The 14,190-nt window shown below is 71.5% G+C and carries 14 protein-coding genes; 7 read left to right on the forward strand and 7 right to left on the reverse strand.

Annotation, left to right across the window (positions count from 1 at the left end):
* The 4 genes from JNW98_RS28070 to JNW98_RS28085 all read left to right on the forward strand — a co-directional run.
* Positions 1-2,291, forward strand: a 2,291-nt coding sequence (locus JNW98_RS28070; protein ID WP_223771113.1) for a peptidoglycan binding domain-containing protein, incomplete at its 5' end; no start/stop codon positions are given.
* A gap of 155 nt (positions 2,292-2,446) precedes the next feature.
* Positions 2,447-3,406 (forward strand): ABC transporter ATP-binding protein, encoded by a 960-nt coding sequence (locus JNW98_RS28075; RefSeq protein WP_223771114.1) that lies wholly within the window; start codon positions 2,447-2,449, stop codon positions 3,404-3,406.
* A complete protein-coding gene (locus tag JNW98_RS28080) occupies positions 3,403-4,143 on the forward strand; it encodes an ABC transporter permease (RefSeq protein ID WP_223771115.1) in 741 nt (246 codons plus the stop codon). Before JNW98_RS28075 ends, JNW98_RS28080 begins: the two co-directional genes overlap by 4 nt.
* A 47-nt stretch (positions 4,144-4,190) precedes the next feature.
* Complete coding sequence (locus tag JNW98_RS28085) at positions 4,191-5,378, forward strand: sensor histidine kinase (protein WP_223771116.1); 1,188 nt, start codon at positions 4,191-4,193, stop codon at positions 5,376-5,378.
* A gap of 56 nt (positions 5,379-5,434) precedes the next feature.
* On the opposite strand, the gene JNW98_RS28090 is transcribed toward JNW98_RS28085, so the two are convergent.
* The 3 genes from JNW98_RS28090 to JNW98_RS28100 form a co-directional block, all read right to left on the reverse strand.
* Positions 5,435-5,917 (reverse strand): hypothetical protein, encoded by a 483-nt coding sequence (locus tag JNW98_RS28090; RefSeq protein WP_223771117.1) that lies wholly within the window; start codon positions 5,915-5,917, stop codon positions 5,435-5,437.
* A 101-nt stretch (positions 5,918-6,018) separates the two neighbouring features.
* Complete coding sequence (locus JNW98_RS28095; RefSeq protein WP_223771118.1) at positions 6,019-7,773, reverse strand: alpha/beta hydrolase; 1,755 nt, start codon at positions 7,771-7,773, stop codon at positions 6,019-6,021.
* 14 nt (positions 7,774-7,787) lie between these two features.
* Entirely contained in the window at positions 7,788-8,219 is a 432-nt protein-coding gene (locus JNW98_RS28100; RefSeq protein WP_223771119.1) for a hypothetical protein, read from the reverse strand.
* A 351-nt stretch (positions 8,220-8,570) separates the two neighbouring features.
* Here JNW98_RS28100 and JNW98_RS28105 point away from each other — a divergent pair, with 351 nt between their 5' ends.
* A complete protein-coding gene (locus JNW98_RS28105; RefSeq protein ID WP_223771120.1) occupies positions 8,571-9,209 on the forward strand; it encodes a response regulator transcription factor in 639 nt (212 codons plus the stop codon).
* 37 nt (positions 9,210-9,246) lie between these two features.
* Here JNW98_RS28105 and JNW98_RS28110 read toward each other — a convergent pair whose 3' ends face one another.
* Both JNW98_RS28110 and JNW98_RS28115 read right to left on the reverse strand, forming a co-directional pair.
* The gene (locus JNW98_RS28110) at positions 9,247-10,080 is read right to left on the reverse strand and encodes a transglutaminase family protein (protein ID WP_223771121.1); all 834 of its coding nucleotides are present in this window, start codon (positions 10,078-10,080) and stop codon (positions 9,247-9,249) included.
* Between the two features lie 80 nt (positions 10,081-10,160).
* Positions 10,161-11,144 carry a GNAT family N-acetyltransferase gene (locus JNW98_RS28115; RefSeq protein ID WP_223771122.1) on the reverse strand — a complete coding sequence of 328 codons (984 nt, stop codon included), beginning with the start codon at positions 11,142-11,144 and terminating at the stop codon, positions 10,161-10,163.
* 114 nt (positions 11,145-11,258) lie between these two features.
* Between JNW98_RS28115 and fdxA the strand changes: the two genes are divergently transcribed.
* Complete coding sequence (fdxA, locus tag JNW98_RS28120; RefSeq protein WP_004950253.1) at positions 11,259-11,579, forward strand: ferredoxin; 321 nt, start codon at positions 11,259-11,261, stop codon at positions 11,577-11,579.
* Positions 11,580-11,696: 117 nt separating this feature from the next.
* On the forward strand, positions 11,697-12,794 hold the full coding sequence (dapC, locus tag JNW98_RS28125) for a succinyldiaminopimelate transaminase (protein ID WP_223771123.1): 1,098 nt from the start codon (positions 11,697-11,699) through the stop codon (positions 12,792-12,794).
* 168 nt (positions 12,795-12,962) lie between these two features.
* On the opposite strand, the gene JNW98_RS28130 is transcribed toward dapC, so the two are convergent.
* A complete protein-coding gene (locus tag JNW98_RS28130) occupies positions 12,963-13,409 on the reverse strand; it encodes an ATP-binding protein (RefSeq protein WP_223771124.1) in 447 nt (148 codons plus the stop codon).
* 346 nt (positions 13,410-13,755) lie between these two features.
* Positions 13,756-14,190, reverse strand: a 435-nt coding sequence (locus JNW98_RS28135) for a VldE C-terminal domain-containing protein (protein WP_504755462.1), incomplete at its 5' end; no start/stop codon positions are given.

A 14,190-nucleotide genomic window follows, 5' to 3' on the forward strand; every position in this document is an offset into this window, starting at 1 on the left:
ACCTCGCCGGCGGCGGTGCCGCCCCGCACCCGCCGCTGCCCGGCGACCCGTCGACGACGGGTGCCGTGCCGCACGTGGGTACCTCGGACGCCGGTCCGTGGCCCGGTGGCCCCGGCGCGTCCGGCGACCCGTTCGGCGGCGCCCAGGCGCCGTACGGACAGGCCCCGCAGGCCCAGCAGCAGCACCAGACTCAGCAGCACCAGAACCGGCAGCACCAGGCGCCGCCGTCGCACCAGACGCAGCAGACGCCGATGGGCGGCGAGGTGCCCTGGCCGGGCGACCCCGCGACGACCGGCGCCGGGCCCGTCCCGGGCGACCCGTTCGCGAACCCGGCGCCGGGCCAGGGAGCCCACCCGGGCATGGGCGTCGGCCAGGGCACCGCGCCGTGGCCCGGCGGCCCGGAGACCACGGGCGCCATGCCCGTCCCGGGCGACCCGTCCGTCACCGGCGCCACGCCGCTGCCGAACGACCCCTTCACCAACACCCCGGCCACCGGGGGAGCGCCCTGGACCGCCGACGCGCTGACGGGCGGCGCCCCGGCGCACCCCGGTGCCCCGCAGGCGCCCGGCGCGCCGTGGAACGGGAGCGGACCGGGCGCCCCCGAGACCACCCAGCAGTTCCCGGCGCCGCCGTTCCCCGGCCAGGGCCAGGGTCCCGGCCAGGGCGGACAGCAGGGTCAGGGCCAGGGCCCCCGCCTGCCGTTCCCCGTCGGCAACCGGACGGACACCCCGCCCGACGGCTTCCCGGTCGTGCCGCCGCCCGTGGGCCAGTCCCCGGCCGTGCCGCCGCCCGGCCCCGGGGCCGCCCCCAAGAAGAACCAGCAGCAGAACCAGAAGCAGCAGCAGACCCAGCAGCAGAAGCAGGGCAAAAAGAAGAAGGGCGCCGCCAAGGGCGCTCCCCAGGCGAACCAGCAGTCGGCCCAGCAGACCGCTCAGCGCCCCGGCCCGAAGGTGCCGCCGCCCGGCGCCACCGGCTCCGTCCCGCCGCCGCCCGGCGCCGCGCGCCCGAACCCGGCCGCCGAGACGCTGGTCAGCGGCATGCCGCCGGTGTCCGCGCCGGGTGGCGCGAAGGCGCAGGGCGGGCCGAAGCCGTTCGACAGCGGCGCGCCCCGCGTCGCCGTGCCGAAGCCGCCCGTCGACAGCGGTGCCCCGCGCATCGCCGTGCCCAAGCCCAAGGCGGGCGCGGCGGCGGGCCAGAGCGGTCCCTCGGTCCCCGGCCCCGGCGGCCCGGCCGTGCCCAAGCCCGGCGGTCCGTCGGTCCCCCGGCCCCCGGCCGCGGTCGGTGCCCCGCCGAGCGCCCCCAAGCCCCCGGCCAAGGCCGCCGCGAAGAGCGCGCCCAAGAAGAAGGGCCGCAACAAGCTGGTCCTGCTGGCGGGCGGCGTGGTCGTGCTGGCCGGTGTCGCCTACGGCGCCGGTCTGGTGATGAACCACTCCGACGTCCCGCAGGGCACCACCGTGCTCGGCGTCGACATCGGCGGCAGCTCCAAGGAGCAGGCCGTGCAGAAGCTCGACGCCAAGGTCGGCGACCGGGCGACCGCGCCGCTGAAGGTGGTCATCGGCGGCAAGAAGGCGGACCTGAAGCCGTCCGTGGCCGGCCTGTCCATCGACACCCAGGAGACCGTCCGGTCGGTCTCCGGCCGGGACTACAACCCCGTCACCGTCGTCGGCTCCCTCGTCGGCAGCGGCCGGACGGGCAAGCCGATGGTGAACGTGGACGAGGAGAAGGTCGCCGCCGCGCTCAAGTCCCTGGCCGGCGAGTCCGGCGGGGCCAAGGACGGAACGATCCGCTTCGTCCCCGGCAAGGCCGTTCCGGTGTACGGCAAGCCGTACCAGGGCGTGGACGTGGCCAAGGGCGTCGAGGCCGTGGCCGCCGCCTACCGCGAGCGCGTCGAGACGGGCAAGGACGCCGAGGTGTCGCTGCCGACCACCAGCCGGCAGCCGAAGGTGTCCAACGCCGAGGTCGACCGCATGATGGAGGAGTTCGCCAAGCCGGCGATGTCCGACCGGGTCACGATCCAGACCGACCTGGCGCACCGCGTCCAGTTCGGCCCGGCCTTCTCCCTGCCGCAGATCCTCACGGTCAAGGAGGTCGGCGGCAAGCTGGTCGAGACCTACAACCTCGAAGCGATCAAGAAGCTCTACGGCAAGAGCTTCGACGGCGTACTGATCACCCGGGGGAACGGCAGCAAGACGCCCGTCACCCCGAACGACGTCGCCGCCGCGCTGGGCAAGGCGCTGCGCGGCAAGACGCCGGCCGAGCGGCTGGTCGTCATCAAGACGAACGTCGGCTGACGCCCGGCACATCGTAGGAGGCCCCGCCCCCGGTTCACCGGAGCGGGGCCTCCGTCCATGGGTACGTGGTGCGAGGCCGGTACATGACATCTGTCATGCCGAGCACACGACGGCCGACACTGCCCCGCGCGGCGCCGCCCGGCGAGGATGGTGCCATGACCATCACCGCAGGGACGTTCACGGGGGACAGCCGGCACGCGGGAGCCGCTCCCGCTGTCAGCTTCGCGAACGTCAACAAGAGCTTCGGCGCCGTGCGCGCCGTGGCCGATCTCGATCTCCGGCTCTACCCGGGCGAGACCGTCGCCCTCCTCGGCCCCAACGGCGCCGGCAAGTCCACCACCCTGGACCTCCTCCTCGGCCTCAGCCGCCCGGACTCCGGGACGGTCGAGCTCTTCGGCGCCACGCCCCAGTGCGCCCTTGAAAAGGGCCTGGTCGGGGCGATGCTGCAGAGTGGCGGCCTGATGGAGGAGGTCAAGGTCCGCGAACTGGTGCGGCTCGCCTGCGACCTGCACCCGCGGGCGTACCCGGTGGACCGGGTCATGGAGCAGGCGGGCATCACCGAGATCGCGGACCGGATGGTCAACAAGCTCTCCGGCGGCCAGGAGCAGCGGGTGCGCTTCGCACTCGCGACGGCCGGTGCGAACGACCTGATCGTCCTTGACGAGCCGACGACGGGCATGGACGTCACGTCCCGCCAGACGTTCTGGGGCGCCATGCGCCGCCAGGCGGACGAGGGCCGCGCCGTCCTCTTCGCCACCCACTACCTGGAGGAGGCCGACGCGATCGCCGACCGCGTCATCGTCCTCCACCGCGGCCGGATCCTCGCGGACGGCTCGGCGGCCGAGATCAAGGCCAAGGCCGGCGCCCGCCGGGTCGTCTTCGACCTGGACGGCGAGATCCCCGAGGCCGCCCTGCGCACCCTGCCGCACCTCGCCGGCCTGGAGGTCTCCGGCCGCACCGTCCGCATCCAGTCCCACGACGCCGACGCCACCGTCCACGCGCTGTACGGGCTCGGGCTGTACCCGCGCAACCTGGAGGTCGCGGGCCTCGGCCTGGAGCAGGCCTTCATCGCCATCACCGACGCCGCCACCGCCGGGGAGGCGGTCTCCGCATGAAGACGCTGGTCAAGCTGGAAATCACGCGCACCCTGCGCAACAAGAAGTTCATGTTCTTCTCCGTGCTCTACCCGGCGGCGCTCTACCTGCTGATCGCGTCCGGCGCGAAGAGCGACGAGAAGCTGGGCGACACCGGACTGACCTTCCCGGTGCTGTACATGGTCTCCATGGCCACCTTCGGCGCCATCACGGCCGTCCTCATCGGCAACGCCGAGCGCATCGCCAAGGAGCGCGAGAAGGGCTGGGTCCGCCAGCTGCGGCTGACCGCCCTGCCGGGCCGCGGCTACGTCACGGCGAAGATCGCCTCGGCCGCCGTGGTCTCGCTGCCGGGCATCCTGGTCGTGTTCGGCATCGCCGCCGCGGTCAAGGGCGTCCGCCTGGAGGCCTGGCAGTGGGTCTCCCTGACCGCCGTCATCTGGGCCGGCAGCTGCGTCTTCGCGGCGCTCGGCGTGGCCATCGGCTACCTGGCCACCGGGGACGCCGTCCGTCCCATCGTGATGATCGTCTACTTCGGCCTGGCCGCCCTCGGCGGCCTGTGGATGCCCTCCGCGGTCTTCCCGCACTGGCTCCAGACGATCACCGAGTACGTCCCCACCCACGCCTACGCCGGCCTCGGCCAGGCCATCGAGCGCGGGGACGCGCCGGGCGCCCGGGACGTCCTGCTGCTCGTCGGCTACCTGGCCCTCTTCAGCGGCGCCGCCGCCTGGCTGTACCGGAAGGACACCCACAAGGCGTGAACGGGTGCCCGCAGGCCGGCCGCCGGTCCCGGGGGAGACTCGGGGACATGGACGAGAGCGGTGACATGATGATCGGCAGGGCCCCCGAGACCCGGCGGCAGTTCCTGGCCAAGTCGTGCTGGACCGTCCTGTACCTGACGTACCTGGTGTACGCGGTGGCCGACCTGACGAGCGGCCGGCACGCGCCGGCCGCCACCGCGTTCGGCTGGTGCGGGCTCTGCGCCTTCCTCACCGGCTACCTCTACCTGCTCTTCGGCCCCCGCCCGGCCGACGGCCCCGGCCGGCGCCAGTTCGCCATCCTGGCGGGGCTGTACGTGCTGTCGCTGCTCATGGTGATGACACTCGGCGGCGCCTGGCTCACCCTGCTGGTCTACGTCTCCATCTCCAGCGCGGTGCTGATGCCCGTCCGCTGGGCGGTCCGGGCCATCGCCGTGGTCGGCGCCACCGTCCTGGCCCTCGGCCTGCTCAACGGCGCCACGGACAGCGGGCTGTTCATCGTGCTCACCGCCACCGTGCTCGGCGGCGGCGCGATGACGGCCGTCGTCCAGATGGGCCGCACCATGCGCGAACTCCGCGAGGCGCGGGCCGCCGTCGCCCAGCTCGCCGCCAACGAGGAGCGCCTCCGGCTCGCCCGCGACCTGCACGACCTGCTCGGCCACTCGCTCTCCCTGATCACCCTCAAGAGCGAGCTCGCCGGCCGGATGCTGCCGGACCGGCCCGAGCAGGCGGCCCAGCAGGTCGCCGACATCGAACGCGTCAGCCGCCAGGCCCTCGTCGACGTCCGCGAGGCCGTCACCGGCTTCCGCCGCCCCACCCTGGAGGGCGAACTCGCCGGCGCCCGGACGGCCCTCGCCGCCGCCGGCATCACCGCCGACCTCACCCGGGCCGGCACCGGCCACCCCGACCTCGCCCCCGACGCCGAGGGCGCCCTCGCCTGGGCCCTCCGCGAGGCCGTCACCAACGCCGTCCGGCACAGCGGCGCCCGCCGCTGCGAGGTCTCCCTCACCGAGTCCGGCGACGAACTCCGCCTCACCGTCACCGACGACGGCCGGGGCCCCCGGCGCCCGCACGGCAACGGCCTCACCGGCCTCGCCGAACGCCTCGCCCTCGCCGACGGCCGCCTGGAGACCGGCCGCGACCCCCGCGGCGGCTTCCGCCTCCACGCCCGCGTCCCCCTGGTCCGCGCCGATCCGGCGGCCCTCGACCCGGCGGACGCACCGGAGCGCGCCTCCTGAGGTATGCGTTGGTGCACTGCTTTTCCGGAGCGGCGTGCTGCCGCACGTCAGCCGGCTCAAGACGGCAAAGGTTTTTTCGCCGACCAGAAGTCTGAGGTGTGGTTCGGATACGGGATCTCCCCGTCCTGAAGGCGTGGAGCCTCCTGGTCGCTTGCCGGGTCGGGCACAGAAGCCTTGTCGAGGCAAGGAGTGGTGACGTCGAAAAATGCTTGACCCTTGTCGCCGATCTGCAGGCTCATCCGGTACTCGCCTGGCGCGGTTGCGTACAGCGAGGGGAAAGTCTTGCCAGGATCGTTTCCTGTGATGTGGTAGCCGCTGCTCTTCCAGTGACGCTCGACGAGCCCGAAGAAGTTTCCGCGGCGCTCCGGCGAGATAATGGTGAGCACGGTGCGCTGGCGGGTCACCTGCCCGGTCGTGCTCGACCCACTGCAAAGGCCGCTGATGGAGGTTCCGTGGACCCATCGCACAGGCGGAACAATGGCTTTCAATGTGCCATCCAGGATTCGATCGGCGCGCTCGGCTCCTTGGCGCATATCCATAGAGGCATCTCTTCCTGTTTTTGAGCTTCCTGGGTCCGATTCCCCGCCGCATCCGCTGATCATAGCGAGGGCGGCAACGAAGACCGAAATTCTGTGAAATCTCACCGGGGAGCCATCCGCGTAATTTCCTTGGAATGGCCGGAAACGATGAGACCGATATTTTTCGCAGACTCGGGGTCCCTGGAGGGATCGAAGTACCTGGAGTGAGCCGGCATGAAATCACCATGAATCAGAGGGGCAGGGCCGTCATTGACCTTGAAGCGTTGGGCGCCGAATTCTTTGCTGGCGGGGTCCGTGCCGAACCAGTTTTTGTCGTCACCGAACAGCTCAGTGGCGACGTATCCACCCAGTGCACCTCCCATGAGAACCCCTCCCGTCCCCAGAATGGTGTCTCTTTTTGAGGGGGCCCAGCTCACTGGATCGTTGTCCGCAGCCCCGACGAACACGTGTTCCTTTCCCACTCCAAGATCTTCGGCCTTGTCGACCCCTACGCCTGGGCTGCCAAGGATGATGATGTCGTCCGCTGGGATTCCGGAAGGCTCCTGGGACGCCTTACCAACGGTCAGTGAACCGTAGGAGTGGCCTATCGCAGTGACATGCGGGTGTTCGTTGCCATTTGTGGCTCTTATCGATTCCAGGAATCTGTCGTAGGTCGGCGCACCCTTTTTCGCCCGCCCTTCGCCCATCACGTCCAAGTTATTCCACCCTTGGTCGGTTCCTGTGATCGGTGCGTCATAACCCAGCCAAACGACGGATGCAGTGGATGCGTTGTACCGCCGAGCGGTGGATGCGGTCTGCTGAGCTCTGGCCACGGTTCCATCGGCGAAGTCGGCATCAAGCCGCGTTCCCAGCCCGGGGACGTATGCTGACACGTTTTTGGAGGTGTCTGGGTTTCCGTAGGAAAGTATGGCTCGGCCATGCCCTTCATCTCCGACTCCCAGCAGCAGCAGGGGAGGATCGTTCCTGGCCGTCAGCTTCTCGCTCAGTCCACGCAAGCCTGCAAGTTTGGTCTCGGCGTCGTCACTGCCGTCTTCCCGCAGTTTATCCATGAGCATGGGAAGGTAGTCGCGATTTGCTCGGTCGCGCGTCTCGGCCGGTATCCCGTCCAGGTTGCCGATTTCGCCAGGGAAGAGTGAAGCAAGTCGTTCCTGTTCCTCCTTGGACTTCTCTCCCCACCATCGCGCGTTCTCGCGCGGAGGCTTTCCCTTGCGTTCCGCAAGCTCCTTGGCCGAATCTCCTCTCACAGCCTGCAGACTCTTCAGGTCGCGAGCGACGTCGGCCCAATCCGTGTTCTTTAGGTTTCCGTTTGTCCGCAGCTTTCCCAATTCTTCTGCGTAGCGTCTGTCAATCTCGCCGGCCTCCCGAAGTGCAGAGGCTATGCGGTCTGCTATTTCCTGGGCCTTGGCTGCGTTCGGATCGGTTGCCGCTGTCAGAGGGGGTGCACTGTCAGGATGGGCGGGTTGTTGCAGCGCCGGAGCAGGCAACTGATCGAAGGAGACCCTTGGGAATTCTACCGAGCCGTTCGATCTCACTGTGAATTTTAGCTGCTCGGCGTGGTCCAACGCCTGCTGGAGCTTGCGCTGAGGCTCCGCGAGGTCTGCAGCCAGCCCATCGAGTGCGGTGCGTACCAACCCGCATTCGGTGTGGATGTATTGGTAGTTTTGGCTCAACTGTCGAAGGTCTGATAGAGCCGCGGAGGCAGCCTCGCCTTTCTCTCTCTTGCTCAATGCGGCTACCATCTCGTAATCCACGCGTTGCCTCGCGGCGCTTGCCTTCCTGCTGATTTCGCCCCAAGATTTCGCCGCGGTGCTGAATTTCGACGTATCCAGCCGCGTCAATTCGTCGATGGTCACCATGATGGGCTGTTCCCCTACTTCTTGAACGATCTCTCGGTGTGGGATTCGTTTTCATGAAATTCCACGCCGACGCTTCGCAAGTCGCCTTCCAGGGACCTGCACTTTTTGAGAACAGCCGACAGCCTGTCGTTCCAGCCGGACCTTATAGAGTCGAGGGTGCTCGCACTGCTGAAGCCGCCGGTTCCGGATTTCAGTCCTTCATGGGCGTGGTCGAGGTTCCTCATATCCTCCTGCATGCTCCGGTGCAAGTCGCCTGCCACGCCGGAGGCTCGCGTCCACGGGCCTGATGTCGCCCTATGCGTGTCGCCACTTCCGGCCCCGGCAGCCGAGGCAATGGCCATTCGTGCGCCCTCACGTGGCATGACCACCGGAATCGCTTCGGTGACGTGCTGATGCGGGTGGAAGGCCTGGAGCAGGTTGCTGCTCGGGCTGGGCGGTGTGGCCACGTGTCCCCTCCTGTTGGGCGCCGTCCGCTGATCAGTCGTGAGCATATAGCTGCACTCTGTGACTGCCGTTGATCGGGTGATGGGTGGTGCGGGTGACTAGCGAGTCAGTCCGCCCCTATTCAACGCTTTGGCCCCCCACGGCACCTGAGTACATGTACTCAGGTGAGGGGTCGCGCTGACGTTGCTTGAACAGCACTGCGGACTCGGTCGGGTTGGCCGGAACGTCAAGGCTTAGCGGCCTGAGGCATATCGTTCCTGCACGGTCTGAGACGCCGAGCCGGGTCTTCTTGCACCATGGCCTCGGCTTGGTGACATGCGAACTCGTCTGTTCCCGCCCCCTAACCTGGCGGCATGACCGAAACCCCCGCCGAGCCGTCCGTCGCCCGTGTCCGCGTCCTCCTCGCCGAGGACCAGTCCATGGTCCGCGAGGCGCTCGCGGCGCTGCTGGACCTGGAGGGGGACATCGAGGTCGTCGCGCAGGTGGCGCGGGGGGACGAGGTGGTGGAGGCGGCCCGGCGGACGCGGCCGGACGTGGCGCTGCTGGACATCGAGATGCCCGGGGCGACCGGCCTTGAGGCGGCGGCGCTGCTGGGGCGGGAGGTGCCGGAGACGCGGGTCGTCATCCTCACGACGTTCGGGCGCCCCGGCTATCTGCGCCGGGCGATGGAGGCGGGCGCGTCGGCCTTCCTGGTCAAGGACGCCCCGGCGGCCCAGCTGGCGGACGCCGTCCGCCGGGTGCTGCGCGGCGAGCGCGTCATCGACCCGGCCCTCGCGGCGGCGGCCCTCGCCGAGGGGGCGGACCCGCTGACCGAGCGCGAGCGGTCGGTGCTGCGGGCCTCGGCCGACGGGTCGACCAACGCGGAGCTGGCGAAGGCGCTCCACCTGTCGCACGGGACCGTGCGCAACTACCTGTCGACGGCGATCCAGAAGACCGGCGCGCGGAACCGGGCCGACGCGGTGCGCATCGCGCGGGAGAAGGGCTGGCTCTGAACGGTCCGGCGGCGTGCCGTCAGTTGAGCAGCGCCCGTCAGTTGAGCAGCGCCCGCGCCGCCAGCGCCTGCCGGCGCACCGCCTCCGCCGCCTCCGGCTCCACCGGGGCGATCACCTCGGCGTACTCCTCCAGTTCCCGCGCCCCGCGCGCGAACTCGCCGCGTTCGACGAGGAGTTCGGCCCGCTCGTAGCGGAGCTCCGCCGGGTGGCTCGGAAGGAGCAGGGAGAGCTCCACGGCCCAGAGCCGGACGCCGCCGCGCTCGGGGCGGGCCGCCGCCCAGGCGCGGATGTTGTTGAGGATCCGGAGGACGATCTCCAGGGGTTCGGCGGGCGAGAACGCGGCGGGCGGCACCGGGGTGCCGGTGGCGCCGGCGACCAGCAGGCCCGCCTCCTCCTCGGACAGCGTCCGGCCGCCCTCGAACGGGTCGGCGAGCACGTGCCGCCCCTCCGGGGTGCCGAAGCCGACGACGAAGTGGCCGGGCAGCGCCACCCCGTACACCGGCGCCCCGGCCCGCCGCGCCACCTCCAGCCACACCACGGACAGCAGGATCGGCAGCCCCCGGCGCCGCTCCAGCACCGAGGTGAGGAGGGAGGATTCCAGCCGCCGGTAGTCGGCGGGGGTCCCGTGGAAGCCGCAGTGCTCGCCGAGCAGGTCCGCGAGGGCCGCCGCCCAGCGCTCCGGCTCGGCGTGCCGGCCGAGGGCCGGCAGCATCCCGGCGAGGCGGTCCAGCTCCATCTGGGCCGCGTCGAGCTCCCGTTCCCCGAGCCCGGGGTCCGCCTCCGCGGCGATGAGCAGGCACAGCAGCGCCAGGTCGGGCCGTTCGTCTCGGGCCGCTTCGGCGAACCGCCGCCGGCCGCTGTTCTCGGTCATGCCGCCCTTCCCCGGGTCATGAGGACGTCCTCCACGCTCTCCATGGTGATCCCCGCGCGGCGGTTCCCGCACGGGGTCGCTCAGCGCTCCGGCTCGCGACGGTAGTGGTAGGCGTGGTGCGTCGTGAAGCCGAGCCGGTCGTACAGCGCCAGCGCGCCCGCGTTGCCGGTCTCGACCTGGAGGTACGCGGCCGAGGCGCCCTCGTCCAGCGCCCGCCGGGCCAGCGCGGCCATCACCAGCGTCGCCAGCCCCCGCCGCCGGTGCTCCGGGGAGACCTCCACGGCGGCGAACCCCGCCCACCGGCCGTCGACCACGCAGCGGCCGATGGCGGCGCCGGGGACGCTCGCGCACCACACGGACGGCCCGCCGGCCAGCACCGCGCGGGCCGCGCCGGGGTTGTCCACGCGCCCGTACGCGTCGAGCCACGCCTCGTCCGGCTCGCGGCTCAGCAGCACCCCGCTCACGTCCTCCGCCACGTCCGCGACCGGCGCCAGGGCGGCCGTCCGCATCAGGGCGTACCGCTCGCCGGTCCAGCCGCGCGCGGCCAGCTCGGCGTCCAGCCGCTCGTCCTCCGCCGGGTCGCCGGTGGTGACCTGGACGCGCGCCGGGAGCCCGCGGTCGTGGTGCCAGGCGGTGACCCGGTCCACCGCCTCCGGCAGCGGGAGTCCGGAACGGCCCAGGGGGAGCGCCGAGTTGGCGCGGGCGGTGAAGCCGTCGGCCGCGCGGAGCGTCCAGTCGCCCAGCCGCCCGGTCTCGACCGCGGGCCAGCCGCGCGCGGCCACCTCCTGGAGCTCGCGGAGGGTCGCCGCCGGGCCGCGCCGCCGCGCGGGGGCCGCCGGGACGACCTTGCCCGCGACGAGCGCGTCCTCGGCGATCTCGACCGTCCGCCCGTCGCGCCGTGTGATCCGCAGCACACCGTCCGACCAGGAGTCGAGCGTTCCGACGGCGTCGGCGAACCGTTCCGGGGAACGGGTACGGTCGTTCAGCACCCGCACCGACACCCTTTTTCCCACATCTTCGGAACTGATCCGTATTTCCAGCCGTCCGCCCGTGGTGAATTCCACAGCTCTCCCAGCCCCTCCTGTTCGTGATGAGCCCCGGAACGGAGATACTAGGTGCGGGCATCGACGACGCCGCGCTCCCGCGCGAGATGACCCCTACCGAGGAGGAACGACAGCGTGACCTACGTCATCGCGCAGCCTTGTGTCGACGTGAAGGACAAGGCGTGCATCGAGGAGTGCCCCGTCGACTGCATCTACGAGGGCTCCCGGTCCTTGTACATCCACCCGGACGAATGTGTCGACTGTGGTGCCTGTGAGCCGGTCTGCCCGGTCGAGGCGATCTTCTACGAGGACGACACCCCGGACGAGTGGAAGGACTACTACAAGGCGAACGTCGAGTTCTTCGACGAGCTCGGCTCGCCGGGTGGCGCCTCCAAGCTGGGGCTGATCGAGCGGGACCACCCGTTCATCGCCGCGCTGCCGCCGCAGAACCAGTGAGCTGCCCCTAGGCACCGCACCCGGCCCCGTACAGCCCACCGCCGTACGGGGCCGCGGCATTCCCGTTTCATGGACCACACCGGACCACTTCCAGCCCAAGAGAGCGAGCAGCCCAGCGTGAGCCCCGTCTCCTCCCGTCTCCCCGTCTTCCCCTGGGACCGCCTGGAGCCCTACAAGGCCACGGCCGCCGCGCACCCCGACGGCATCGTGGACCTGTCCGTGGGCACGCCGGTGGACCCGGTCCCGGCGCTGGTCCGCCGGGCCCTCGCCGAGGCCGCGGACAGCCCCGGCTATCCGACGGTCTGGGGCACGGCCGCGCTGCGCGACGCGCTCACCGGCTGGACGGAGCGCCGGCTGGGCGCCCGCGGGATGGCGCACGAGAACGTGCTGCCGGTCGTCGGCTCCAAGGAACTGGTCGCCTGGCTGCCCACCCAGCTCGGCCTCGGGCCGGGCGACAAGGTCGCCTACCCGCGGCTCGCCTACCCGACGTACGAGGTGGGCGCGCGGCTGGCGGGCGCCGAGCCGGTTGTGTACGACGACCCGACCGAGCTCGACCCGGCCGGCCTCAAGCTGCTCTGGCTGAACTCGCCCTCCAACCCCACCGGCCGCGTCCTGTCGGCCGACGAGCTGCGCCGCGCGGTCGCCTGGGCCCGCGAGCACGGCGTGCTCCTCTTCAGCGACGAGTGCTACCTGGAGCTGGGCTGGGACACCGAGCCGGTCTCCGTCCTCCACCCGGACGTCTGCGGCGGCTCGTACGACGGGATCGTCGCCGTCCACTCGCTCTCCAAGCGCTCCAACCTGGCCGGCTACCGGGCCGCTTTCCTCGCCGGTGACGCGGCCGTGCTGGGCGAGCTGCTCAGCATCCGCAAGCACGGCGGGATGATGGTCGCCGCCCCGGTGCAGGCCGCCACGGTGGCCGCGCTCGGCGACACCGCGCACGTCACCGAGCAGCGGGCCCGCTACGCCCGCCGCCGGGCCGCCCTGCGGGCCGCCTTCGAGGGCGCCGGGTTCCGCATCGAGCACAGCGAGGCGTCGCTGTACCTGTGGGCCACCCGGGACGAGCCGTGCTGGGACACCGTCGGGGAGCTGTCGAAGCGCGGCATCCTCGTGGCGCCCGGAGAGTTCTACGGCGCGGCGGGCGAGCGCTTCGTGCGGATCGCCTTCACCGCGACCGACGAGCGGGTGGAGGCGGCCGTCCGCCGACTGGCGGACTGACCCGGTCCGGACGCGTTCGGTCCGGACGTGCGCGAAGGGCCCGGGAGGGGATTCCCGGGCCCTTCGCGTGCCGCGTGAGGGGTGCCTCGCCGACGGCGGTGCCGTCCGGTCCGCGGGCCGGTGGACACGGCCCGCGGACCGGACGGTGCGCGGATCGTTCCGCTCGGTTCAGCCGCCGAGGGGCAGGGACTTGGTCACGCCGCCGCCGAGCTGGTCGGTGGGCAGGCCCTTGCCGACCGCGCCGCCCTTGCCCACGGCCTTGGCCGCGCCGCCGACCGTCGAACCGGCGGTGCCGGCCAGGTGGCCCGCGGTCTTCTGGCCGGACTGCAGGGTGGCCTTGCCGGTGGTGCCGGTGGTGGCCAGCGTCCGCTTGGCGGCGGGCAGGGCGGTGTGCACGACCTTGTTGCCCGCGTCCGTCGTCACCGCACCGGCCGTCTTGGAGACCGTCTCGACGTGGTTGCCCACCTGAGCGGCGTCCACCGCGGTCAGGTTGCCCAGCTCGGGGGCCTTGAGGGCGTCCGCGCTCGCCGCGCCGGCCGCGCCGACGACGGGGGCGGTGCCCGCCGCGACGAGCAGGGCGACCTGGGCGATCCGACGCGTGAGGGGGAGGGACATGTTGCTCCTTCGACGGGTGTGACTCAAGACGGTGGGTGGGACGGAACTGCTGTCGTTCGCCGTCCGGGCTGTCGTGCGCTGCCCGGCGTGCGGACGCAGTGACTACCGCCCGAGCCCTCCGAAGGTTGCGGTGGCCCTGTGTAAAGAGTTGGTAATGCGTCGCATAATCAGCTCTGTGAACAATCGGGCAAACCCGTCGGGCGTCCGTAAGCCGCGAAAGACCGGTAATCCCGGGTTCACCAGCGGTCCCGCGTGAAAATGCCGCACTGGGCGGCCACGTATACCCCGCCCTCCGGAGTGACAACCTTCCGTTCCCGCGATTGCCCCCGTCGGGGGCATGCTCGTACTACTGCGCGGTGGTGATCCGGACGGCCGCCGGCCCCTCGCCGGCGCGGCCCGTCTCCGTACGCCAGCCGGCCCGGGACTCCTCGGCGGTCCACACCCGGCCGTCGAACGACACCCGGGTGACGCGCAGCTCGGCCGCGTTCGCCACCGCCCAGGACGCCAGCTCCCAGCCGCGCCGCCGGGGCCCGTCGTCCGTCGCCCCCGTCCGCACCGGCCGGGCCGGGACGGTCACCGTGGGGGACACGGCGCCCCGCCGCCCGGCGGTCTCCGCGGCCGGCAGCACCGACGCGCCGAAGTCCCGCCGCAGCTTGGCCCGGAGCGCCGCCGGGTCTCCCGGCTTGCCGTCGCTCGGGCTGGTCGCGCAGCTGAACGCGGCCGGGGCCCGACCGGTCAGCGCCGCCGCCAGTAGCGAGGCCCCCGGCTCGTGCTTCGCGTA

Source organism: Streptomyces huiliensis (assembly GCF_020037025.1).
Classification (GTDB): domain Bacteria; phylum Actinomycetota; class Actinomycetes; order Streptomycetales; family Streptomycetaceae; genus Streptomyces; species Streptomyces huiliensis.

Coding starts and splice junctions, on each gene's coding strand:
- JNW98_RS28080 (WP_223771115.1), top strand. CDS start 3,403: ATGAAGACGCTGGTCAAGCTGGAAATCACGCGCACCCTGCGCAACAAG.
- JNW98_RS28110 (WP_223771121.1), bottom strand. CDS start 10,080: ATGACCGAGAACAGCGGCCGGCGGCGGTTCGCCGAAGCGGCCCGAGAC.
- JNW98_RS28075 (WP_223771114.1), top strand. CDS start 2,447: ATGACCATCACCGCAGGGACGTTCACGGGGGACAGCCGGCACGCGGGA.
- JNW98_RS28085 (WP_223771116.1), top strand. CDS start 4,191: ATGGACGAGAGCGGTGACATGATGATCGGCAGGGCCCCCGAGACCCGG.
- JNW98_RS28090 (WP_223771117.1), bottom strand. CDS start 5,917: ATGGATATGCGCCAAGGAGCCGAGCGCGCCGATCGAATCCTGGATGGC.
- JNW98_RS28095 (WP_223771118.1), bottom strand. CDS start 7,773: ATGGTGACCATCGACGAATTGACGCGGCTGGATACGTCGAAATTCAGC.
- JNW98_RS28105 (WP_223771120.1), top strand. CDS start 8,571: ATGACCGAAACCCCCGCCGAGCCGTCCGTCGCCCGTGTCCGCGTCCTC.
- JNW98_RS28130 (WP_223771124.1), bottom strand. CDS start 13,409: ATGTCCCTCCCCCTCACGCGTCGGATCGCCCAGGTCGCCCTGCTCGTC.